Annotated in this window: 22 protein-coding genes and 1 pseudogene; 3 read left to right on the forward strand and 20 right to left on the reverse strand. The window is 67.9% G+C overall.

Annotated features, from left to right (window positions below; genetic code table 11):
* Positions 1-14: 14 nt before the first annotated feature.
* Complete coding sequence (locus tag GWK18_RS08440; protein ID WP_166834583.1) at positions 15-989, forward strand: A/G-specific adenine glycosylase; 975 nt, start codon at positions 15-17, stop codon at positions 987-989.
* 76 nt (positions 990-1,065) lie between these two features.
* Here the strand turns inward: GWK18_RS08440 and GWK18_RS08445 are convergent, their stop codons facing one another.
* The 20 genes and pseudogenes from GWK18_RS08445 to GWK18_RS08535 form a co-directional block, all read right to left on the reverse strand.
* Positions 1,066-1,587 carry an amino-acid N-acetyltransferase gene (locus GWK18_RS08445; RefSeq protein WP_123825350.1) on the reverse strand — a complete coding sequence of 174 codons (522 nt, stop codon included), beginning with the start codon at positions 1,585-1,587 and terminating at the stop codon, positions 1,066-1,068.
* A gap of 104 nt (positions 1,588-1,691) precedes the next feature.
* Entirely contained in the window at positions 1,692-4,322 is a 2,631-nt protein-coding gene (locus GWK18_RS08450) for an ATP-dependent Clp protease ATP-binding subunit (protein WP_166834585.1), read from the reverse strand.
* Positions 4,323-4,555: 233 nt separating this feature from the next.
* A complete protein-coding gene (locus GWK18_RS08455) occupies positions 4,556-4,894 on the reverse strand; it encodes an Lsr2 family protein (protein ID WP_123825352.1) in 339 nt (112 codons plus the stop codon).
* Positions 4,895-5,124: 230 nt separating this feature from the next.
* A complete protein-coding gene (locus GWK18_RS08460) occupies positions 5,125-5,397 on the reverse strand; it encodes a hypothetical protein (protein ID WP_166834571.1) in 273 nt (90 codons plus the stop codon).
* 2 nt (positions 5,398-5,399) lie between these two features.
* The gene (gene lysS, locus GWK18_RS08465; protein ID WP_166834645.1) at positions 5,400-6,863 is read right to left on the reverse strand and encodes a lysine--tRNA ligase; all 1,464 of its coding nucleotides are present in this window, start codon (positions 6,861-6,863) and stop codon (positions 5,400-5,402) included.
* 183 nt (positions 6,864-7,046) lie between these two features.
* Complete coding sequence (panC, locus tag GWK18_RS08470) at positions 7,047-8,078, reverse strand: pantoate--beta-alanine ligase (RefSeq protein ID WP_348535903.1); 1,032 nt, start codon at positions 8,076-8,078, stop codon at positions 7,047-7,049.
* Positions 8,079-8,093: 15 nt separating this feature from the next.
* Positions 8,094-8,954 (reverse strand): annotated as a pseudogene (locus GWK18_RS13165) (DUF2520 domain-containing protein); the annotation flags it as partial.
* Positions 8,951-10,501: a PH domain-containing protein gene (locus tag GWK18_RS08475; protein WP_166834587.1), complete on the reverse strand. Its 1,551-nt coding sequence runs from the start codon at positions 10,499-10,501 to the stop codon at positions 8,951-8,953. The gene GWK18_RS08475 and the pseudogene GWK18_RS13165, both read right to left, overlap by 4 nt.
* On the reverse strand, positions 10,498-11,070 hold the full coding sequence (locus tag GWK18_RS08480) for a PH domain-containing protein (protein ID WP_233568784.1): 573 nt from the start codon (positions 11,068-11,070) through the stop codon (positions 10,498-10,500). Before GWK18_RS08480 ends, GWK18_RS08475 begins: the two co-directional genes overlap by 4 nt.
* Positions 11,063-11,668 carry a DUF3180 domain-containing protein gene (locus GWK18_RS08485; RefSeq protein ID WP_166834589.1) on the reverse strand — a complete coding sequence of 202 codons (606 nt, stop codon included), beginning with the start codon at positions 11,666-11,668 and terminating at the stop codon, positions 11,063-11,065. Before GWK18_RS08485 ends, GWK18_RS08480 begins: the two co-directional genes overlap by 8 nt.
* The gene (gene folK, locus GWK18_RS08490; RefSeq protein ID WP_123825356.1) at positions 11,665-12,201 is read right to left on the reverse strand and encodes a 2-amino-4-hydroxy-6-hydroxymethyldihydropteridine diphosphokinase; all 537 of its coding nucleotides are present in this window, start codon (positions 12,199-12,201) and stop codon (positions 11,665-11,667) included. The genes GWK18_RS08485 and folK overlap by 4 nt, the downstream gene beginning before the upstream one ends.
* Entirely contained in the window at positions 12,198-12,569 is a 372-nt protein-coding gene (folB, locus tag GWK18_RS08495; RefSeq protein WP_123825357.1) for a dihydroneopterin aldolase, read from the reverse strand. Before folB ends, folK begins: the two co-directional genes overlap by 4 nt.
* Positions 12,566-13,507, reverse strand: coding sequence for a dihydropteroate synthase (gene folP / locus GWK18_RS08500; RefSeq protein WP_123825358.1), 942 nt, complete (start codon positions 13,505-13,507; stop codon positions 12,566-12,568). The genes folB and folP overlap by 4 nt, the downstream gene beginning before the upstream one ends.
* 10 nt (positions 13,508-13,517) lie before the next feature.
* On the reverse strand, positions 13,518-14,078 hold the full coding sequence (gene folE, locus GWK18_RS08505) for a GTP cyclohydrolase I FolE (RefSeq protein ID WP_123825359.1): 561 nt from the start codon (positions 14,076-14,078) through the stop codon (positions 13,518-13,520).
* On the reverse strand, positions 14,072-16,186 hold the full coding sequence (gene ftsH, locus GWK18_RS08510; protein ID WP_123825360.1) for an ATP-dependent zinc metalloprotease FtsH: 2,115 nt from the start codon (positions 16,184-16,186) through the stop codon (positions 14,072-14,074). The genes folE and ftsH overlap by 7 nt, the downstream gene beginning before the upstream one ends.
* 213 nt (positions 16,187-16,399) lie before the next feature.
* Positions 16,400-16,951 carry a hypoxanthine phosphoribosyltransferase gene (gene hpt / locus GWK18_RS08515; protein WP_123825361.1) on the reverse strand — a complete coding sequence of 184 codons (552 nt, stop codon included), beginning with the start codon at positions 16,949-16,951 and terminating at the stop codon, positions 16,400-16,402.
* 51 nt (positions 16,952-17,002) lie between these two features.
* A complete protein-coding gene (tilS, locus tag GWK18_RS08520; protein ID WP_123825362.1) occupies positions 17,003-18,109 on the reverse strand; it encodes a tRNA lysidine(34) synthetase TilS in 1,107 nt (368 codons plus the stop codon).
* 44 nt (positions 18,110-18,153) lie between these two features.
* The gene (locus GWK18_RS08525) at positions 18,154-18,615 is read right to left on the reverse strand and encodes a DNA-binding protein (protein WP_166834591.1); all 462 of its coding nucleotides are present in this window, start codon (positions 18,613-18,615) and stop codon (positions 18,154-18,156) included.
* Positions 18,616-18,721: 106 nt separating this feature from the next.
* Positions 18,722-19,864 carry a zinc-dependent metalloprotease gene (locus tag GWK18_RS08530; RefSeq protein ID WP_166834593.1) on the reverse strand — a complete coding sequence of 381 codons (1,143 nt, stop codon included), beginning with the start codon at positions 19,862-19,864 and terminating at the stop codon, positions 18,722-18,724.
* 63 nt (positions 19,865-19,927) lie between these two features.
* Positions 19,928-21,415: a D-alanyl-D-alanine carboxypeptidase gene (locus GWK18_RS08535; protein ID WP_166834595.1), complete on the reverse strand. Its 1,488-nt coding sequence runs from the start codon at positions 21,413-21,415 to the stop codon at positions 19,928-19,930.
* A gap of 192 nt (positions 21,416-21,607) precedes the next feature.
* On the opposite strand from GWK18_RS08535, the gene GWK18_RS08540 reads away from it, so the two are divergent.
* Together GWK18_RS08540 and GWK18_RS08545 are read left to right on the forward strand one after the other, a co-directional pair.
* Positions 21,608-22,123, forward strand: a complete 516-nt coding sequence (locus tag GWK18_RS08540; RefSeq protein WP_123825366.1) for an inorganic diphosphatase — start codon at positions 21,608-21,610, stop codon at positions 22,121-22,123.
* 183 nt (positions 22,124-22,306) lie between these two features.
* Positions 22,307-23,008: a hypothetical protein gene (locus GWK18_RS08545; protein WP_166834597.1), complete on the forward strand. Its 702-nt coding sequence runs from the start codon at positions 22,307-22,309 to the stop codon at positions 23,006-23,008.
* The last annotated feature ends 38 nt before the right edge of the window (positions 23,009-23,046 follow it).

Genomic DNA, 23,046 nt, shown 5'->3' on the forward strand with positions numbered 1-23,046 from the left:
CTACAGTGAGGGCGATGACCCCCGCGTACGCCTCACCCGCTCCGGTATCCCCCGCCCTGGCGCGCAAGCTCCACCGCGAGATCACGACTTGGTACGACGACGCGCAGCGCGACCTCCCCTGGCGACGCCCTGACTGTTCACCGTGGGGTGTCCTTGTGTCCGAGATCATGCTGCAACAGACTCCGGTGGTGCGGGTGCTACCGCGGTGGTCGGAGTGGATGAGCCGGTGGCCGGGCCCGGCCGATCTGGCCCGTGCGCCCGTCGCTGACGTCCTACGAGCCTGGGACAGCCTCGGCTACCCGCGACGCGCGCTGCGACTGCAGGCAGCGGCCCGAGCGATCGTGGACCAACACGACGGTCGGGTTCCCGCGGATCACGGCACCCTGTTGGACCTCCCGGGAATCGGGGCCTACACCGCCGCAGCGGTCGCGGTCTTCGCCTTCGGGGATCGGCAGACGGTCATCGACACCAACATCCGCCGGGTCCACGCCCGAGCGGTCACGGGGACGGCTCTCCCGGGCAAGACCCTGACCGCGGCGCAGACCAGGTTGGCCGACCAGCTCATGCCCCGTGACCGCGAGCTCTCGGTCCGCTGGAACCAGGCCGTCATGGAGTTGGGGGCCCTGGTGTGCACCGCCCGCTCACCCAAGTGTGGGGAGTGCCCGGTGGCCACGGACTGCGCGTGGCTTGCTGCCGGCTCCCCTCCCCCGGTCGACGCCCCGACGGGCCAGCGCTGGCACGGCACGGACCGACAGGTCCGCGGTGCCGTCATGGCCGTACTCCGTTCGGCGCAGTCCGCCGTCCCCGAGGAGTGGCTCACGGTTGCTCGCGAGGTCAACATGCCGCCCGGATCGGATCCGGGGGTGGACCGTCCGCTGGAGAAACTGCTGGCGTTGGAGGCTCCGGAGGACCAACGACGACGCGCGGTGGACGGGTTGGTATCCGACGGACTGGCCGTCCGGACCGCCGCAGGTCTCACCCTGCCGTGACGGATCGCAGGCCAGAACGGGAAGTGCGTCGCAGACCGTACCCGGAGCCGTCACCCGGCTCGAGGTGAGCGGCAGTTCACAGGGTGAGGATCATCCGGGTGTTGCCCAAGGTGTTCGGCTTGACCCGTGCCAGGTCCAGATACTCCGCCACGCCCTCATCCTGGGAGCGCAGGAGTTCCGAGAAGATCTGCGGGTCGATCTGGTCCTGGTTGGGCATGACCTCGAACCCGTGCCCCCGGAAGAACGTGACCTCGAAGGTCAGGCAGAACACCCGCTCCACGCCCAGCCTGCGCGCCCGGGCCAGTAGCTCGGCGACCAGTTTCCCCCCGATGCCCCGGCCGCGCACGGTGGGATCGGTGGCCAGGGTGCGGATCTCGGCCAGGTCCTGCCACATCACGTGCAGGGCACCGCACCCGACAAGGCGCGTGCTGCCGTCGTCGTCGACGAGCTCGGCGACCACGAACTCCTGGATGCCTTCGTAGTAGGCCACCGTCTCCTTGATGACCAGTACCCCGGCGGCCGCGAGCGGGCCCACCAGAGCCTTGATGCCGGAGACGTCGGCGGTGGTGGCGGGGCGCAGGTGCAGCTCAGAGGTCATTCGGTCAGTGTAGGCACGCAAGCCCCGTACAACGCGAGGAGGGGCCGCATTCCGTCACAGGAACACGGCCCCTCCTGGGCATCATTCGGAGCGCGGCGGCTCGGTCAGGCCGTGGCCTGCCCCGATCCGGGGCCCTCGGAGGAGGACGCCGCGGAGTCACCGTCACCACCGTGGGGAACATCGGTCCCGGAAGGCTCTTCACCCGGGACCAGATCCGGGTCCTGGGAGGAGTCGTCCTCGAACGCGGTGTCCGGCAGCTCGGACATCGGGGTGCCGACGAAGGTGAACTTCTGCTCATCCCCCTCGCCCTCGACATCCACGTAGACGCGCTCGCCCGAGGAGATCTCACCGAAGAGGATCTTCTCCGAGAGCTGGTCCTCGATGTCGCGCTGGATGGTTCGACGCAGCGGACGGGCACCCATGGCGGGGTCGTAACCGCGGGTGGCCAAAGCCTTCTTGGCCGCGTCCGAGACCACGATGGACATGTCCTGTTCGCGCAGACGCTCCTGGAGCCGGGCCACGAACAGATCGACGATCTGGACGATCTCCTGCTCGGAGAGCTGCGGGAACACGATGATCTCGTCCACACGGTTCAGGAACTCGGGGCGGAAGTGCTCCTTGAGCTCCTCCTGCACCTTGGCCTGCATGCGCTCGTAGTTCGTCGCCGTGTCGGTACCCGCCTGGAAGCCGACCGGGACGGAACGCGAGATGTCCTTCGTCCCCAGGTTGGTGGTCATGATGATCACGGTGTTCTTGAAGTCCACCACGCGCCCCTGCGAGTCGGTCAGACGACCGTCCTCCAGGATCTGCAGCAGGGAGTTGAACAGGTCCTGGTGAGCCTTCTCGACCTCGTCGAAGAGCACCACGGAGAACGGCTTGCGCCGCACCTTCTCGGTCAGCTGGCCACCCTCCTCGAAGCCCACGTAACCGGGAGGGGCACCGAACAGCCGCGAGACCGTGTGCTTCTCCTGGTACTCGGACATGTCCAGGGTGATCAGGGCGTCCTCGTCGCCGAACAGGAACTCCGCAAGAGCCTTGGCCAGCTCGGTCTTGCCGACGCCCGTGGGCCCGGCGAAGATGAACGACCCACCGGGACGCTTCGGGTCCTTGAGCCCGGCCCGGGTACGACGGATCGAACGGGACAGCGCCTTGATGGCGTCCTCCTGGCCGACCACACGCTTGTGCAGCTCCTCCTCCATGCGCAGCAGGCGGCCCGACTCCTCGTCGGAGAGCTTGTAGACGGGCACACCGGTGGCGGCCGAGAGCACGTCCGCGATCACGTCCGGGGTCACCTCAGCGACCTGGTCGCCGCCCTCACGCCACGCCTTGTCCTTCTCGTCGCGCTCAGCGATCAGCTTCTGCTCGCGATCGCGCAGGGAGGCGGCCTTCTCGTAGTCCTGCCCCTCGATGGCGTCTTCCTTGGCCTTCTTGACCTCGGCGATCTGCTCGTCGAGGTCCTTGATCTCCGGCGGCGCGGTCATGCGCTTGATGCGCAGGCGCGCACCGGCCTCGTCGATCAGGTCGATCGCCTTGTCCGGCAGGAAACGGTCGGAGATGTATCGGGCGGCCTGGTGCACGGCGGCCTCGAGGGCCTCGTCCGAGATCGAAACGCGGTGGTGTGCCTCGTACTTGTCCCGCAGGCCCTTGAGGATCTCGACGGCGTGCGCCTCGGAGGGCTCGTCCACCTGGATCGGCTGGAACCGGCGCTCCAGGGCAGCATCCTTCTCGATGTGCTTGCGGTACTCGTCCAGGGTGGTCGCACCGATGGTCTGCAACTCGCCACGGGCCAGCATGGGCTTCAGGATCGACGCGGCGTCGATCGCGCCCTCGGCGGCACCCGCACCGACCAGGGTGTGGATCTCGTCGATGAACAGGATGATGTCGCCGCGGGTACGGATCTCCTTGAGCACCTTCTTGAGGCGCTCCTCGAAGTCACCGCGGTACCGGGAACCGGCCACCAGCGAACCCAGGTCCAGGGTGTAGAGGTGCTTGTCCTTCAGGGTCTCGGGCACGTCTCCGCGCACGATGGCCTGGGCAAGACCCTCGACGACGGCGGTCTTGCCGACGCCGGGTTCACCGATGAGAACCGGGTTGTTCTTGGTGCGGCGGGACAGGACCTGCATGACGCGTTCCATCTCCCGCGCGCGCCCGATCACGGGATCGAGCTTGCCCTCCCGGGCGGCAGCGGTCAGGTTGCGGCCGAACTGGTCCAGGACGGCGGAGCCCGCAGGAGTGCCCTCCCCGGAGCTGCGGCCACCGGTGCCGGCGGTCTCCTTCTCCTCGCCCTGGCCACCACCCTGGTAGCCCGAGATGAGGTCGAGCACGGTGGAGCGGACCTTCTGCGGTTCGGTGCCGAGCTTGGTCAAGACCTGGGCCGCCACGCCTTCTCCGGCGCGGATGATGCCGAGCAGGATGTGCTCCGTGCCGATGTAGTTGTGGCCAAGTTGCAGAGCTTCGCGCAGGGAGAGCTCAAGGACCTTCTTGGCTCGCGGCGTGAAGGGGATGTGGCCGGAGGGGGCCTGCTGGCCCGGACCGATGATGTCCTGGACCTGCTCACGCGCAGCGTTCAGCGTGATGCCCAGGGAGTCGAGGGCCTTTGCGGCCACGCCCTCGTTCTCGTGAATCAGGCCGAGCAGCAGGTGCTCGGTGCCGATGTAGTTGTGGTTGAGCATCCTGGCCTCTTCCTGGGCCAGCACCACGACCCGTCGGGCCCTGTCGGTGAAGCGTTCGAACATGGATACTCCTCAGTTGATCGTCACGACGATGCTACGCACGCGGGTGCGTGTTTCCGGGGCTGTTCGCCACCGGCGAGACGGATGCCGCGGCAAGATCCTGCGGTCCCGGGAGGCCGACTTCGGGTCGCCTCGGACGTCACCCGGGCATGACGAAAGCCGGGGGAACAGGTAGCTGTTCCCCCGGCTTTCCGAACCCTCACCCGTGGTCGTCCCGCGGGCTGAGGGTCAGTCCGTCACTTGTTGGCCGCGTAGTAAGCGTCCTGGACTTCCTGGTGGATCCGGCCGCGGTCGGAAACGTTGTAGCCGTTGGCCTTTGCCCATTCGCGGATCTTCGGGGTGTCCGGGTTTCCGCTGCCGCGCGTGGTCGCCGTCCGAGCGGTTCCCCGCCCCTTGCCGGCAGAGGACCGACGGGCCTTCGACACGAAGGGGCGAATCGCACCGCGCAGCTTGTCGGCGTTGGCGCTGGAAAGGTCGATCTCGTAGGAGTTTCCGTCCAGACCGAAACGCACGGTTTCGTCCGCCGGACCGCCGTCGAGGTCGTCCTCGAGGATGATCTTCACTGTCTGTGCCATTGCCTGGAACTCTCCCGTAGCTGATTGCGGTTGAGGGGTGACACGATCCGTCCGGAACGGTTTCCGTGGAATGCCTTGCACCGATCCCCTCGTTAACGCACACATTAAACCCCATTCGGAGGCAGTGCAATTAGGCAATGGCTACCGCATGACCAGTTTTCAGGGGATTCACATGAACATCTGGTTCTTCACGTGGCGTGCACCACGAAAAAAGCGGTATCGCCGATCGGCTATTCGGGTTCCCGCGAGGTTCCAGAAGGGTTGTGTCCACCCTTCGCTCTCTGACGTTTCCCGCCGTCGGGGCCCGGTTCGGCACCGGGGTTCTGGGCGATGTCGTGCCCCTCCCGGGCGCGCATTTGCTGGTACCACTGTTCGGCGTCCGAGCGCGCGGCCTTCTCCGCCTCCCGTTCACCACGGTCGGCCCGCATGATGGCGCGCATCACGAACCAGAAGATGAGGCCCACACCGATCGAGGGCAGGAGAACGGCAAGATACTCAGTCACGGTCAGTCCCTCTCGGGCTTCATGAGCGGAAACAGGATGGTTTCGCGAATACCCAGATCGGTGAACAACATGATCAATCGGTCCAGGCCAAGTCCCAGGCCACCCATTGGCGGGGCACCGTGTTCCAGCGACCGCAGGAAATCTTCATCCAACTGCATGGCTTCGTCGTCACCGGCGGCCGCCATTTTGGACTGTTCGGTCAGACGCTCACGCTGAATTACGGGATCGATGAGTTCGGAGAATGCCGTCCCGCGCTCCATACCACCGATAATCAAATCCCAGGCCTCGATGACCCCGGGCTCGGAACGGTGCGGACGGGAGAGAGGCTGGGCCGCGGGCGGGTAGTCGTAGACAAATGTCGGTTGGATCAATGTGGGTTCAACAATTTCCCCGAACAGTTCGATCACGAGCTTTTCGGCACCCCAGTCCGGCTTGACCTGGACCTCGTGCGCCGCGGCGATCTCGCGCAGCTCCTCAGCAGAAGTTTCCGGTGTGACCGTGCGCCCCACGGCCTGTGACAGCCCCGGATAGACACCCAGCCAGGCCCATTCGCCGCGGAGGTCGATGTCCCCCTTGGCCGTCGGGATCGGGCCCTCGATTCCCAGGGCGTCGGCGCAGGCGACGATGATGTCCTGGATGAGCCGGGCCATCGTGAACTGGTCGCCCCAGGCCTGGTAGGCCTCGAGCGTGGTGAATTCCGGACTGTGAGTCGAATCCACACCTTCGTTGCGGAACACCCGGCCGATTTCGAAGACCTGCTCCACACCACCGACAACCGCCCGCTTGAGGAACAGCTCCGTGGCGATGCGCAGGGTCATGGGCTGGTCAAAGGCGTTCAGGTGGGTGTCGAACGGTCGCGCGGTCGCGCCGCCGTGGACCAGCTGCAGGACCGGGGTCTCGATCTCCAGGTACCCCTGGTCCTCGAGCGTGCGACGCACGGTCTTGATGATCGTGGCGCGGGTCCGGACGACGTCGCGGGCCTGCTGCCGCACGAGCAGGTCGAGGTAGCGCTGACGGACCCGGGTCTCCTCGTTGAGTTCACTGCCCTCGTAGAGGTTGGGCAGGGGCCGCAGGGCCTTGGCGGCCATCTCCCACCGATCGACCATGATCGACAGCTCACCGCGCCGTGAGCAGATCACCCGCCCCGTGGCGGAGACGAAATCCCCCAGGTCGACCAGGTTCTTCCAGTCGGTCAGGGCCGCTTCGCCCACGACCGCCAGGGAGAGCATGAGCTGGAGCTGCACGCCGTCACCGTCCTGGACGGTTGCAAAACACAGTTTCCCGGTGTTCCGCACGAAGACCACGCGGCCGGTCACGGAGACCGTCTCCTGGGTCTCCTCCCCCGCTTCCAGATGACCCCAGGTGTTGCGGACCTGCACCAGCGTGTGGGTTCGCGGGACACCGACGGGGTAGGCCTCCCGGCCCGAATCCAGCAGTGCCTGCCGCTTGGCCAGGCGGAACTCCATCTGTTCGTCCACCACGGTGTTCTTCGAACCGGGCGCCGCGGCACCCTCGGTGACGACGGCGGTACCCGCCGCCGGGGCGGGCTCGGTGGCTTCGGTGTTCTGGGGATTCTCAGGGGTGGTCACGATGATCCAGGATAACGGTCGTGTCCGGCAGATCCGTACCGCTGCGGCGGTACGGATGGGTCACAGCGTCCAGTTGTCGATCAGTCGAGTGGTCCCGACCCTGGCGGCCACGAGCGCGAGGTTGCCCAGTGCCACGTCCGCCGGTGCGAGTGTCGACGGATCGACGACCGTCAGGTAGTCGAGTTCGACCGTCTGCGGCCCCTGGCCGATGCTTTCGGTGTCGATCAGGTGCCGCGCCTGGTCCAGGTCCACCTCGCGCGCCGCCAGGGCCTGAAGAGTGCGCGAGAGCACGAGCGCGGCCGCCCGTTCGTCGTCGTTCAGGTAGGCGTTGCGGGAGGACAGCGCCAGGCCGTCGGGCGCGCGCACGATCGGGACGGGACGGATCCGGACGTCCAGGTTCAGGTCCCGCACCATCCGTTGGACGATGAGCAGTTGTTGGGCGTCCTTCTGGCCGAAGTACGCCTGCAGCGGGCGGCCCGTGCCCGTGGCCAGGACGAAGAGTTTGGCGACGACGGTGAGCACACCGTCGAAGTGACCGGGACGCGAGGCCCCCTCCAGCTGGGTGCCGAGGTCTCCCGAACCGACCCGAATCAGCGGGAGTCCCCCGGGGTACATCTGTTCGACGCCCGGTGCAAACACGATGTCCACGCCCAGGTCCGTGAGGCGCGCGAGGTCCCCGTCGAGATCAGCCGGGTAGCGCGAAAGGTCCTCCGTGGGGCCGAACTGCAGCGGATTCAGGAAGATCGACACCGCGAGGACGTCGTTCTCGGCCCTGGCCTGTTCGACCAGGTGCGAGTGGCCGTCGTGGAGGGCGCCCATGGTCGGGACCAGACCCACGGTGCCCTCGGGACCAGCGGCCTGAGCGCGCTCGCGCAGGAGTGCGCGGAACTCCTCCGGGTCCGTGACCACCACGGGTGCCGACCCCGCACCGGATCCGGCCTCGGTATCGGCCTCGGTGTCGGCCTCGGTGTCGGCCTCGGTGTCGGCCTCGGTGTCGGCCGCGACAGGGGATTCGCCGGGGAGATCGAGATCGGCGATCTCGTCCGTGACGGTCGGGAGCACGTGGTCGGCCGGGCCCAGAGCCTGGAGCACGGCCGCGTGGGCGGTGCTGTCCAGCGTGCCGCGTTCCAGGGCGCGTTCCGCCGTGATCCGCCCCATCGACACGTAGGCGCGCAGCACGTCGTCGCGCCCGGAGGCCAGTGCGGCCTCGGCCAGGGCCAGACGGTGCTCCCGAACGGTTCCGGCGTCGCCGCGCGCCACGGGGCCGGTCAACGCGGCCTCGCCCGAACTCAGCGCGTTGTCCAGGCTCGCGCGGGTCAATGCGCCCAGGACGCGATCGGGCTGCTCCACACCGATCTCACGCAGGACCTGGGTGGCCTGACCCACCAGCGTGCTCAGGTGGTTGGCGCCGTGGGTGAGGCCCGCGTGGTAGAGCACCCGGTCCGCCTCCGGCACCACCACCGGTTCCCCGCCCATCTCCACCACGAGAGCTTGGGCGATCGGGAGGACCGCCACCGGGGCCGTGACCCCGAACGAGCAGTCGGCCAGCCGGTCCAGGTCCAGAGACATGCCTGTGAAGGTCATCGCCGGGTGAATGGCCAGGGGAATCGCCCCGGCTGCCCGGGCCGGTTCCAGCACGGAGGTTCCCCACCTCCCGGCCACGTGGATCACGATCTGACCCGCCTGCCAGTGCCCGGCCTCCGCGAGCCCGCTCACCAGTCCCGGCAGCTGATCGTCGGGCACAGCCAACAGCACCAGTTCGGAACGTTCCACGACCTCGGGCACCGTGAGGACGGGGACCTCCGGCAGCAGGATCTCCGCCCGGTCCCGGGAGGCCTGGGAAACCGCCGTGACACCGACGACGGCGTGCCCCGCTGCCCGGAGAGCGGCACCGAGCACCGCCCCGACCCGACCCGCGCCGATCACGCCGACCCCGAGCCTTCCGGGCCTATTGGTTGGTGCGCTCACCTGTGTGCTCCTGCTGGTCTGGTTGGGCTGGTTGGTCTGGTTGGGCTGCTGGTTGGTTGCGGGATGGCCGACGGGGTGGGGCGTCCGCGACGCAGCTGGTCGGAAATGAACTGTTGCGCCTCGGCGAAGTCCATGCACTCGATGGTCGGCTGGACCGCGCCGGAGATCGAGTGCAAGGAGACCGTGGCAAGGTTCAGTCGCCACAGAACGGGTCCGCGGCCGAGGCCGATGGACTGCACCTTGTCGTGCGGCACCACGTGGCAGGTGCGGTGCAGTCTTCCTGTCCGAGACAGTAGTGCCCGCGGGGTCACCGCGTAACCGTGTCGACGTCGGACCACCGGGGAGGCCCACACGGCCCGGTGCGGCGCGCTGGAGAACGGGGACCCTTCCTTCGCCTCTCCGACCAGCCCTTCGATCACGAGCGCCGTGAGGTCGGCGGGCAGGTCCAGACCTTCGCGGAACAGCAGGTCGAGCTGCGCGTCGGTGCCCACGGGCAGCAGCACGGAGCGGTTCCCCGCCGATTCGTTGCCCGTCTCCGTGCCGTAACCGGCGACGTTGACCTTGACCAGAGACCAGCTGAAAGGACGCCACAACGGGGCGCGATGCACCGCCATGGCCTGCACACGCCCGGACGGGACGGTCTGTGAGGTCTTGTTGAGCAACCCGTAGCGCAACCGCAAGCCATCGGGTGTCCGGTACATCCTGAAACCCCAGCTGACCTCCAGCGCCTGCAGCACCGAGCCCGCGAGCGGCAGGACGGCAGGGACGGCACCGGCCAGGATCCCGCCGATCGCGTGGGGGTTGAACAACGACACCAGACCGGCGACGGCCAGAACCAGGACCAAGAGGATGAACGGGATGCTCAAGACCCGCGCGGCCAGAGCCCGGCCGATGGGAACGGAGAGAATCTCGACCTCGTCCGTCCGGTCGCCCTGTTCCGCGGCCTCCACCAATCCGTCGACGGGTTCGGAATCAGCCGCCGGCGAGGAACCGACCTGTGGTCCCGTGGCGCCGAGCAGCTGGCGGCGGAGGTCTCGGGCGTCGTCGTGTTTGAGATAGCGCAGCGCAACGGAGGTCTCCCCCGCGTCCGCCACCTCGAAGCGCAGCTCGGCCAGCCCAAGGAGCCGAGGAACCAAGGGGCGTTGGATGTCCAGGGCCTGGACCCGGTCCAAGCGGGTCTGTCGGTCCTGACGGAAAACAAGCCCGCTCCTGAGCCGCACGTGCGTGGGCGTGATCTGGTAACGCGTGAACCACCACACGTAGGCTCCGCCCGCGGCTGCCAACAAGGCCCCGGCCAGCCCGAATCCCGTGTAGAGCAACCAGGCCGGGAGGGTCACGAAGAACTCGGTGACCTGGGGGACGTCCTCCGGGGACGGGGAATTCTCGGCGGTTCCGGTGAGGTCCTCGAGGAAACCGTTGAACACGGTGTTGAGCCACGCACCGATGACCACGACGAACGCGATCCACCCGCGTGCCAGGGGACTGAGGGGGTGCATGCGCCGCCAGTCGTCGGTCCCCTGCGCCCACGGGACCTGGCCGGTGCTCACAGCTCGATCAAGCGGTCTTCGCCGCGTTCCGTGAGGTGTTCCCGCAGCCGGCCCGCCTCCTCCGCCGAAATGCCGGGCAGCGTGGCATCCGTCTGCGGGGAGGCGGTGTGCATGGTGATGGCGGCCAGCCCGAAGGCCCGCAGCAGCGGCCCGGAGGTGACGTCCACGTACTGCATCCGCCCGTATGGGATCACAACCAAGTTGCGGAACCACAGACCCTTGCGGACCAGGAACTCCTCCGCGTCCTCGCGGTAGCAGCGCGCGCGCACCCGGCGGGGCGTGGTCGCCATCAGGGCACCGAACACGACGACGACCGTCGCAGGCCACGGCAGGAGCCACCACCAGGAGGTCCCCTCGAAGGGTCCGATCACCTTGAGGAGGACGGGCCATCCCATGGCGGCCAGCAGAATCACGGCCCAGATCCCGAGGCTGATCAGGCTCACGGTGACGTACCGGCGGCTGACACCGCGCCATCGGCCGGGTTCGGCGCCGTTCGCGCCACCTGCCTCGGGACGGGTGGCAGGGTCCTCGGCCCGCAGCGGTTCCATGAGGTCCGGGTGCTCAGTCATCCGCGGGTCCCTTCGGGGTGCTCGGCCGGTTGGGTCTGCGTCCTCGGATGTTCCGGCTGTGCTCCGCGCGCGCCATTCCACCCTCCTGGGCCGGGCGGGGACGGGAGCGCGTGGACTTCCCGTCCGCCTCCCGTCCGGAGCCGTTGTCTTCCTCCGGATCATCGGGGGGCAGTCGGCAGAAGTTCTCCACGACCCACCCGATCACCGTGAGCAGTACGCCGATCGCCGTGATTCCAGCGACCTGCCACAACGGCCCCTGGTCCGAGCGGACGCCCACCAGGGTGAGCTGGTCGATGACCAACAGCCCGTGCCAACCGGCGATCATGGCACCGGCCACGGCATTGGCCTGCGCCAGAGCAGCGGTCACCGCACCCCAGGTGCGATCAAGGGTGATCTCACGGTCGCCGTCGCGAATCTTGCGGACCTGAAAACCCACGACCAGGAGGACCAGGGACTCGACCAGCAGCGCAATGCCCGCTGCCCACGGCAGCGACAACAGCGGCCCGCCCAGGCGCCCGGCCAGGAGGTCGGCGGCCCAGCCTGCCGTGAAGGACAGTGCGGCCACCAGGATCAGGAGCCGCAGGGTCAGGTACTTCACGGCAACTCCACGTCCGAGGGACCCGGTGCCGCGGTATCGGTCAGCAACGGGTAGCTGCGGGGAGCGATTCCCGGGAGATCGGGGGCCCGCTGGGCGAGTTCGCGCACGGGTTCCCCGGCCAAGGTGGCGTCCGGGTCGATCATCGACCACGGGACCAGCACGAAGGCACGCTCCCGCGCGCGGGGGTGCGGCAGGGTCAGGGTCGGTTCGTCCATGCTGAGCCCGCCGAAGTCGATGATGTCCACGTCCAGCGTGCGCGGGCCCCACTGGACCTCGCGAACGCGGTCGTGGGCGTCCTCGATCCGCTGGCAGGTGCGGAGCAGTTCGAACGGCCCCAGGGTGGTCTGCACCTTGAGCACGGCGTTGAGGAAGTCCGGTTGCCCTTCGGGCCCACCGACGGGTCGGGTGACCACCACGGGTGAGGCGCCAAGGACCTCAATGCCGTCGCTGGCCTGCAGGTCGGCCAATGCCGCCCGCAGCAATTCGGCGCGGTCACCCAGATTGGATCCGAGGGCGATGACGGCTTGTCTCATGGTGTTCGCTCCCTGGTGACCGTGACGGCGACGTTGCCGAACGGCACGGTGATCGGCGCCTGAGGCTTGTTGACGGTGAGCTCGACGAGCTGGATCGCCGGGTACCTTTCCAGGATGAGCCGTGCCGTGCGATCGGCCAAGGTCTCGATCAGGTCCACGGGTTTCGATTCGATCTCGGCGTGGATCAGCTCGGCGATCTCGCCGTAGTGCACCGTCTCGGTCAGCTCGTCGGTGCGCGCGGCGGGGGCAAGGTCCAGGTGCAGCACGGCGTCGACGACGAACGGTTGCCCGTTGCGCTTCTCCTCCTCGAGCACGCCGTGGTGGCCGAAGCCTTTGATCCCGGTGAGGGCGATCCGGTCGTTCGTCATGGCCGCTCCCCGGTTTCTTCGGTCCCGAGGGGTGACGGGGACAGCACGGGCGGGTTCACGCCTGCCCAGGCGTGGGCGACGGCGACGGCGTCCCGCGTGGTCGGCACGTCGTGCACCCGCACCGCCCAGGCCCCACGATCCGCGGCGAGCGCCGAGATGGCGGCGGTTGCGACGTCGCGCTCCCCCACCGCCCGCGGAGCCCCGTCCGTGGCCAGGAGGTTGCCCACGAATCGCTTGCGGGAGGCGGCGACCAGGATCGGGTATCCCGTGGCGATGAACTGCGGCAGGGCCCGGAGCAGGTCCCAGTCCTGTTGCCCGCCCTTGGCGAAGCCCAGACCGGGATCGAGGATGAGCTTGGAGGGATCCAGGCCTGCGGTCAGGAACCGCTCCGCGACCTCGGCGGATTCGCGCAGGACGTCGGTCACCAGGTCCTCGTAGACGGCCAGGGCGTCCATGGTCCCGGGATTGCCCCGGGAATGCATCAGGATGTAGGGCACCTGCCGTTCGGCCACGAGGTCGACCATGTCCTGACTCGTCGAGACGCCGGACACGTCGTTGACGCAGTGCGCCCCCGCGTCCAGGGCGGCCTCGGCCGTCGAGGCGTTGATGGTGTCCACCGTGACCAGGATCCCCGCGTCGGTCAGTTCACGGATCACGGGGAGGATCCGGCGTCGTTCCTCTGCGGGGTCCACCCGAATCGACCCCGGACGGGTGGACTCACCGCCGACGTCGACCATGTCCGCACCCTGCTCGGCCAACAACCGCCCGTGTTCGACGGCGGCCCGGTGGGTGTCGTGCTGTCCGCCGTCGGAGAAGGAATCGGGGGTGACGTTGAGGATGCCCATGACCAGGGTGCGGCCCGTGGGCAGGTTCTCCCACCGTTGCCAACCGAGTGCAGTGCGCTTGGGTTCCACGTCCGTCCGTTCCGCTCCCGTCATGCTCCGATTATCATCCGAGGACCAGGCTCATCGCTTCGGACCGGGTCGCGGGGTCGTGCAACTGACCGCGGACCGCGGAGGTCACGGTCTTGGACCCGGGCTTGCGCACGCCCCGCATGGACATGCACAGGTGTTCGCACTCGAGGACCACGATGGCCCCGTCCGCCTGGAGGTGCTCGACCAGCGCCTCCACGATCTGTGTGGTCAGCCGCTCCTGCACCTGGGGGCGTTTGGCGTACACGTCCACCAGCCGCGCCAGCTTGGAGAGCCCCGTCACGCGTCCACCCTTGCCGGGGATGTAGCCGATGTGGGCCTGCCCGTGGAAGGGCACCAGGTGGTGTTCACAGGTCGAGTAGAACGGGATGTCCTTGACCAGGACCATCTCCGAATGACCGATGTCGAACGTGGTGGCCAGGACGTCCTCGGGGCCCATGGTCATGCCCGAGAAGACCTCTTCATAGGCCCGGGCGACGCGCTGCGGGGTGTCCCGGAGACCTTCCCGTTCGGGGTCCTCCCCGATGGCCGCCAGGATCTCTCGGACCGCGGCTTCGATGCGAGGCTGGTCTACCACGGGGTGTTTCCCCCCTCGTACCGGGTGGACCCGCCCTGATCGGAGTCGCGCTCGTCCGTCTGCTCTTCTCCGGAGTCCTGTCGGACGTCCTCGGGGCTTTGCGGATTCTCCTCGGGTTCGCCTTCGCCGGGGAGGCGCTCGAACTGCTTGCGTTCTGCCTCGGAGGCCTGCGCGAGTTCTTCCTTCTCCCGGCTGGTCGTCACCGGCGGCAGGTCGGACTGGATCCGGGTGTCACCGGAGATCCACTGCTCACGCTCGGGCTGACGGACGATGTCCTTGAAGATCTCCGCGATCTCGGCCTCGTTCAACGTCTCCCGCTCGAGCAGTTCCAGGGCCAACCGGTCCAGGATCTCGCGGTTCTCGATCAGGATGCGGTGGGCCTCGTCCTGCGCGTTCTCCAGCAAGGCGCGCACCTCGGTGTCGACGACGGCGGCGGTGGCCTCAGAGTAGCCGCGGTCCTGGGCACCGCCGCGGCCCATGAACGGCTCCGAGTTGTCCCCGCCGAGCTTGACCGAGCCCACCCGCGTGGACATGCCGAACTGGGTGACCATGTTCCGGGCGGTGTCCGTGGCCTTCTGGATGTCGTTCGAAGCACCCGAGGACGGATCCTTGAACACGATCTCCTCGGCCGCGCGCCCACCCATGGCGTAGGCCATCTGGTCCAGCAGCTCGTTGCGGGTGGTCGAGTACTTGTCGTCGGCCGGCATCACCATCGTATAACCGAGCGCCCGCCCGCGGGGCAGGATCGTGATCTTGGTGACCGGGTCCGTGTTCCGCAGGGCCGCCGCCACCAGCGCGTGACCGCCCTCGTGGTAGGCAGTGACCTTGCGTTCGTGTTCCTTCATGAGGCGCGATCGCTTCTGCGGGCCCGCGATCACGCGGTCGATCGCTTCGTCCACGGCGCGGTCGTCGATGAGCTGCGCGTGGGAACGCGCGGTGAGCAGGGCGGCCTCGTTCATCACGTTGGCCAGTTCCGCACCCGTGAAGCCGGGGGTCCGCTTGGCCACGGAGGCCAGGTCGACGGATTCGTGCAGCGGCTTGCCCTTGGAGTGCACGCGCAGAATCTGCTCCCGGCCCTTCATGTCCGGGGCCTCCACACCGATCTGCCGGTCGAAGCGCCCCGGGCGCAACAGGGCCGGGTCCAGGACGTCCGGCCGGTTGGTCGCCGCGATCAGGATGATGTTGGTGTTCGCGTCGAACCCGTCCATCTCCACGAGCAACTGGTTGAGGGTCTGTTCGCGTTCGTCGTTGCCACCGCCCATGCCGGCACCGCGCTGGCGGCCGACGGCGTCGATCTCGTCCACGAAGATGATCGCCGGGGCGTTCTCCTTGGCCGTCTGGAACAGGTCACGCACGCGGGAGGCACCCACGCCTACGAACATCTCGACGAAATCGGAACCCGAGATCGAGAAGAACGGAACGGAGGCCTCACCGGCCACGGCCTTGGCCAACAGGGTCTTGCCCGTGCCGGGAGGTCCGTAGAGCAGCACACCCTTGGGCACGGAGGCCCCCAGTGCGGTGAAGCGGTCGCGTTCGACCAGGAACTGCTTGATCTCGTCCAGCTCCTGGACCGCCTCGTCCGCGCCGGCGACGTCGGCAAAGGTGACCTGGGGGTTGTCCTTGTCGAACTGCTTGGCCTTGGACCGCCCGAACTTCATGAGCTGGGACCCGCCGCCCTGCATGCGGGAGAACACGAACCAGAAGATCGCCAGGATGATCAGGAACGGCAGCAGGAACTGGATCATGGACAGCAGCCAGTTGTTCTGCACGGGCTGGTCCGTGTAACTGTCCAGGCCTGCCTCGTCGACGGCGTTGACCACCTGTTGGCCGCGCGGTTCGACGTAGTAGAACTCGACATTCTTGCCGTAGTCCTTGCCGTCGGCCGAGTAGTCATCGGCCAGCGTGAGTTCCACCCGCTGTTCGCCGTCGTAGATCTTGGCCTCTGTGGCCTTGTCGTCCTGCAGCAGCTGGAGACCCACGTTGGTGTCCACGCGACTGCCGTCCCCGGAGGTCAGCGTGGTGATCACGGGCACCAGCACGAGCATGGCAAGGAGAATCCAGAAGAAGGGCCCTCCGAAGAAGCCCTGTTTCTTTTTAGCGGTGGCCAAGTCCGATGGTCCTCTCTCGCGCGACACGAACCTGAGATCGACGCATGACGCAGCGCCGCAGAAGTCGAAAGGTCAATGTAACGCGCCGCGGACGATCCGTCGGAGTCGAGCTCCACGGTTCACCCCCTGGCGGAAACATTCCGGGGGAACCTCCAGACACGGTGAATCCTCGCCCCGGGAACACCACGTCCCGGGTGGGTGGGAGTCACCGCATCAGGAGTAGACGTGCGGGGACAGGATCGCGATGCAGTCCAGGTTGCGGTACTGCTCGGCCCAGTCCAGCCCGTAACCCACCACGAACTCGTTGGGAATGTCCCACCCGACGTACTTGACGTCGATCTCGACCTTGAGGGCTTCCGGCTTGCGTAGGAGGGTGCAGATCTCCACGGAGTTCGCACCGCGTGACTTGAGGTTGGACAGCAACCAGGAGAGGGTCAGCCCGGAGTCGATGATGTCCTCCACGATCAGAACGTCCCGACCGGTGAGGTCCGTGTCCAGGTCCTTGAGGATGCGCACCACGCCGGAGGACTTGGTCCCCGATCCGTAGGAGGAGACCGCCATCCAGTCCATCGGGTACTGCCCGGACAGGGCACGGGAGAGGTCCGCCATGACCATGATCGCGCCCTTGAGTACACCGACCAACAGGACATCCTTGTCCTTGTAATCGGCGTCGATCTCAGCGGCGAGCTCCACCACACGGCGGTCGATGTCCGCCTTGGTATGCAGGATCTCCTTGAGTTCGCCTGAAACGTCCTCGGCCTTCACGATGCTCCTAAGTTCTCGGCTTGTGTCTTGGAAGCTCCGGGCTCGACGGGTTCAACCCGAGGGGCGAAGTTCCAGGATCCCCCGGCCACATGAGTTGTCCTTGCGACCGGTGCGGATCGGGCGACGCCTGTACACGGCCACTTTACCCGCCATCTGGACGGGACCTGCCTGGCCGGTGCCTGCCGCCAGGTCCGCCAACGCCTCCATCCGCTCGAAGGACACGGCCTCGCCTCCGGCTTCCACGCATGCGGCCGCGAGCGCCCGCCGTGCAAGGGGGGCCGGGGCTTCCTGGAGCACCTCGAGGGAGAGCCCGACGCATGTCGGTGCCAGCCGTGGGGCACACCCCGCCTCCATCTCATCCCGGGCCCGGTCCCGCGCCTCTTCCAGCAGGCGTTGCGCCTGGTGGTCCAGGAGTTCGGCATCCGGTCCCAGGATCGCCGCGGAGCGCGCCAGGGATGCTGCCACGCCCGGACCGAGCTCGCGTTCGAGCATCGGCAGGACGGTGTGCCGCACCTTGGCGCGGAGGAAGGTTTCGTCCGTGTTGGTGGGGTCGATCCAGGGTTCCAGCTGTTCGGCCTCGCACACGGCCGCCGTCGCCTCCCGGGCAATGTCCAGCAGGGGGCGGAGCAGACGCAGACTGTCTCGGGTGGAGATCCGCGCCATGCCACCCAGCGAACGCGTCCCGGAGCCTCGGGCCAGCCCCAGCAGGACCGTCTCGGCCTGGTCGTCCCGGGTGTGACCCAGCAGAACGGCGTGCGCCCCGTGGTTCCGCGCGGCCCGTCGCAGGGCGGCGTACCGGGCGGTGCGCGCGGCGGCTTCGGGCCCGTCGTCACCGCGTTCGACCGTCACGGGCAGCACGTCCACCGGGTTCAGCCCCAGGGCCCGCGCCTGCTCAGCGGCACGTTCCGCGACCCGGGCGGAGCCCGGTTGGAGTTGGTGGTCGACGACGACGGCGCCCACCCGGAAGTGGCGGCGCCGGGCGAAATGGGCGGCGCCTGCGGCCAGGGCCAAGGAGTCGGGGCCGCCTGACAGCGCGACGAGCACCAGGTCCTCGGGCTGCGGTGGCCTTCCGAGGGAATCAGTCAGGCAGTTCTCGACCGCGCGGCGGGCTGCAGCGACTTGGGGATGCAACCGCCCTCGGCGACCGAACTGCGTCATGCGTGCACGCAGTGGCGGCGGAGGTCAGGAACGGAACTCACGGTTCACTGGCGGCCGTTGGGGTCGCCGTTGGTTTCGCGCAGGGCCAGGGTCAGGACCTTGACCAGTGTGGGGGCGGAGTTACCCAGTGCCTGGACGGCGTGGCTGAGTTCGACCGGCGGGATGACCGAGGCCAGCGCGGACACGGCGTTCGTCTCACCATGGATCCCTGCCTGGATCTGGGTGGTGGTCAGCACGGGCTGGGACTGCTCGACGTCATTCAGGGTCGCGTCGATGTCCTCCGTACCCGCGCGCTGTTCCAACATGACCAGGCGTTCGTAAACCGCAGGGTTGCCGATCTTGATCCGACGCCCGGAGTTGAGCTGGGAGAGCATGGGTGCGGACAGTCCGAGCACCTCTGCCAGACGACGTTGGGTGATGCCGTAGGCACTGACCACAGCGCCAAAACGCTCAGAGAGCGGCTGGCCGTAAAGCCTGATCTGCTGTTCGATGTTCTCGGAAGTCACGTTTGCAATTGTGTCACACGGGTGCGGCTGCGAGGGGCCCTGGACGGCCACCTCAGCTGTGAGCACACCCGGAACTTGCCCGTGTACACGCTGGTTGTGGGGTGAATTAGGGCTTGAGCACTCGGGGGACCCAGCTCTGGGGGTCACGGATCTCCGCTTCGGTGGGTAAGTTCCCCGCGTGGTCCCAGACGCGGTTGAATCCCTCCAACCCCGCGGAGTCGATCACCTCGGTGACGAACTTCTGCCCCTGGACGTACTGTTTGGCCTTCGCATCCAGCCCCAGGAACTTCCGGATCACCCGTTGCCCCGGGCTCTGGAGGTCACGGCGTCGGTCGAATCGACGGCGGATGGTCTTGACCGAGGAGACCACCGAAGAGTCCACGTTGTCCATGACCCAGTTGGCGTGCCCTTCGAGCAGGGACATCGTGGCCACGGCCGAGGACATGAGTTCCCGTTCCCGGTCCCCCAGCACCGCGGACATGGGGCCCAGGAGGTCGTCGTCGTCACGGCGACGGCCCTTGACCTGGCCGCCCACCGCGGCCACGGCCCGGCCCATCCTTGCCTTGAGCTGGTCCACGTCCCCGGTCATGGAGCTCGACAGGTCCTGGATGGTGCCCAACATGTGATTACGCAGCCAGGGCGCGGCCGCGAACTGGACCCGGTGCGTTTGTTCGTGCAGGCAGACCCACAGCCGGAAGTCCTCGGGCTCCACGTTGAGTTCCCGTTCGACCTCGAGCACGTTCGGCGCCACGATCATGAGACGGCCGCCGGGGTTACGCCTGGCCGCCTCCGGGGAGGTGAGCCCCGCGTAAGGGTCGTACTGGCCCAGGACCTTGGTCGACAGGAACGCCAGGATCGCGCCGGCCTCTGCTGCGGTCGCGCGGCTGCCGATCCATTGGGTGAGTTCGTTCGAACCGCGCCCACGGGCCCGGTACCTTCCTGCCAGCTCGTTCATGGCCGGTTCCAGCAGCGCTGCGAAGGTGGCCGCGTTGGCCTTCGCCCATCCGGCACGGTCCACCACGACGACGGGCGCATCACGCAGGTCACGCGCGGCCTCCAAACCGGAGATTCGGTGGACGTGGTCCACGGAGGTCTCGGCATGATGACGCATCGAGGCGACGGCCTGCTGCATGGCCCGCGCGGGCGGGGTGGGTCCTGCGGGGGTGGTCCTGGCTGCGACGGCGGCAGCGAAGCTCCACTTGATCAGACCGGAGTCCGTGGTGCCGGGGGTGCTGTGGGGCGTGGTCATGAAGCCATGCAACCACAGGCCGGGCCGTGCGCCGCATCGAAGGCCGCAACGATCAGTCCCCCATCAGCTCTGCGCGAGCGTCGCGAAGAACTCGTCGGCCCTGTTCCGGGCGACCCCGGTGTCCTGCACCCCGTCAAACAGGACCACGGCGATCATCCGTTCACCGTCGTCCCGGGTCACTCTCCCGGACAATGCGGTCACCGTGTTGAGGGTGCCCGTCTTGGCTCGCACGACGCCGCGACCCGCGGCTTCCGTGGGGTCGTCGAAACGGTCCTCCAGGGTCCCGGAGTCCCCACTGACCGGAAAGGTGGAAATCATGGGCGTGTACCGGTTCGGTGCATCTTGTTCGCCCAACAGCAGGATCCCCGCGAGCACCCGGGCCGTGACCCGGTTGGTCGGGGCCATGCCGCAGTTGTCGCCCACCACCACACCGTCCTCCGCGGTCACGTCCCGGCCGAGGGCCTCGCGCAGGGCTTCCTCGGTGGCCTTCCGTGCGCCCTGCACGCTGCCGGGGTGCCCGGACTTCACCGCCGCCATCCGCCCCAGGACCTCCGCCAGGCGGTTGTCGGAGTCCTGCATCATCACGGTTGCCTGTTCCTCGAGCGTGGCGGATTCAACGCGCCCGAGTTCACGTCCCTCGGCGGCCTTCACCGGTTGGCCCACCTCGACCGAGACCGGTTGCCCGGTTCGCTCCAAGAGTTCGGCGGAGAGCTCGCCGGCGAAAACCTCGGCCACGGTGCGGGCTGCGTCGTCGTCGTGGGTGTCCGTGGGGCGGCCGTCCGGGCCGGGAACGGTGTGTGATCCGAAGGCCATGGGGGCCACGGGGCCCACCTCGCCCGCCGCGACGTCGCCCGGGAGCCAGGCGTCGTTGATCGCGGGTCCCTCGAAGACGCTGGTGTCCAGGTCGACCTCGATCCGGTCGGGGAAGTCGTCCCGGTCCGTTTCCCGGGCCATGCTCCGCGCCGTCTCCTCGGCCAGGGTGGCCACCCCCGCGTGGCCCATGACGGCCTTCGGGTTGCTCTCGCCCGGGGAGAGCAAGGTGTCCCCGCCGGCCACGAGCACGACGGAGGAAGGGGTCTTCCCGGCCACCACGGTGGTGGCCAGCCGGTCCTCGACGTCCGCGTGGTGGAACAGGGAGAGTTCCGTGAGGATCTTCTGGTTGGAGGCGGGGGTGACGGGTTGGTCGGGGTTGCGTTCGTAGAGCAGGTCACCCGTTGCGGGGTCGGCCACGACGGCACCGGTGTTCTGCGCGGGGGCTCCGTCCAGCACACCGTCGATGGCGGTCACGGTCGATCCGGGCAATTTCACCGGGGTTGCTGTCGGTGTGGGGGTCGCCGGGTCGCCGGAGGTGTCCACCGCCTCGGGCTCGGCACCCGGGTCCTGGGGCCGATCGCCGAGGAATCTCGGAAGGGCCAACGCCAGGATCAGGACCAGGGCCGCCACCAGGACGGCGACGAGCGCCCCCACCCATCTGCGGGGGCGCCTCGGGTACCCGCCGGTTCCGGAGGAGCTTCGATCACCCTCCGGCCGGGGCGCGTCCTGGCTGGCCACGTGGACCATTGTGCCGTGAAACGTGAGGCGGCCCCGAAAGTACGGAACACCGCACCACGATCGAGGTCACAGAAGCCCGCGCCCGCTAGGATTGCCCCGGACAATGCGCCGCATCCGGCCACCGAACACGGGCTTCGGACCGGCGCACTCGCGGGACCGCCCGCACCACATCCTCAGATCGAAGGAGTTGCCATGGAGATGGACGTCACCATCGAGATCCCCAAGGGATCGCGCGTCAAGTACGAGATCGACCACGAGACGGGACGCATTCGCCTGGACCGTGTCCTGTTCACGTCGATGGGCTACCCGACACACTACGGCTACTTCGAGGACACTCTGGGCGAGGACGGGGACCCGCTCGACGCCCTGGTGCTGCTCGACGTCGACGTCATGCCCGGCGTGATCGTCGAGTCCCGCCCCATCGCCGTGTTCAACATGACGGACGAGGCCGGTGGCGACGCCAAGGTCCTCTGCGTGTCCACGGACAAGCGTTACGACCACATCCAGGGTCTCGAGGACATCGACGAGTTCAAGCAGAAGGAGATCCAGCACTTCTTCGAGCGCTACAAGGACCTGGAGCCCAACAAGTGGGTCAAGGGCGAGGGCTGGGCCGGGAAAGACGAGGCCGAGCGTCTGGTCTCCGAGGCGATCGAACGCTTCAAGCAGTCCCACTACGAATCCGCTGCCGAGGCGGAGCAGGAGGACTGAGCGCACCTGCTCGCCGCTGCTCAAGGGCCCGCACCGCTGCAAAGCGGTGCGGGCCCTTGCTCGCGCGTTGCGATGTCCGCGGCCTGTGGTTGAGTTGGCGGTGAGACCATGGAAAAACGGTGATGGAACAACGACGACGGACGGCGATGAACGTTGGAGAACGGCGGGAGGTGCCCGGTAACCATGCCCCGCTCTGACGAGGTACCTCAGCGGGTTCCCTACGTCCTGGAGTACCAGGGTCGCACGGTGGTCCTGGGCGAACCGTTCCACCTCGCGGAGCTGGATCGCATGCTGACCCGCTCCCACGTCTCGACGACCACCACTGTTTCCGGCACCGGTGGCACCCAGTTGGACGGGGTGCTGCTCAACAGCGTGTCGGTGGACCTGCCGATCCCCCGGTTCTGGGAACAGGTGCAGTCCGCCGCATTCGACGACGCCCCGTGGCCCGCCGACGACTCCCCTGTGACCGTGCCCGAGCCTCCCGCCTGGCTGGCCGCTGCCCGGTGCTGGGAGTACGACCCCGTCGCGCCGGTTCTTCCGGCGGTGGAGAGCACCAGGCTCGAGGAGCCCGGCGGGTGGCTGCACAGCCCGGGGTTCGCGGGCTTCGACACGTCCCGGTACGCCGGTTCGGTGGGTCTCTTCCAGCTCATGGACCAGGAGACCTTCTGGGTGCTCGCCTCCACGGAGGACTTGGTGGAGGTTCGCCTGCTGGCCCTGGACCTTGCCCGCTACCGCCGTGGGTTCCTGGAGCTGGGTGTTTGTTTCGACGAGTTCGAACGGCCCGGTTCGCTGCGGCTGCCCCTGATCTGCCGTGAGGTCCTGGAGGACGAGTTGATCGCCCGCAGCGTGGACATCGAACCGCGGTTCTGGCCGCGCGTGGACTGAGGTCGACGGCGGTGGGGCGCCTTGGACTGCTTCGCTTG

It is taken from the genome of Kocuria sp. JC486 (genome assembly GCF_011602805.1).
GTDB classification, from domain to species: Bacteria; Actinomycetota; Actinomycetes; order Actinomycetales; family Micrococcaceae; genus Kocuria; species Kocuria soli.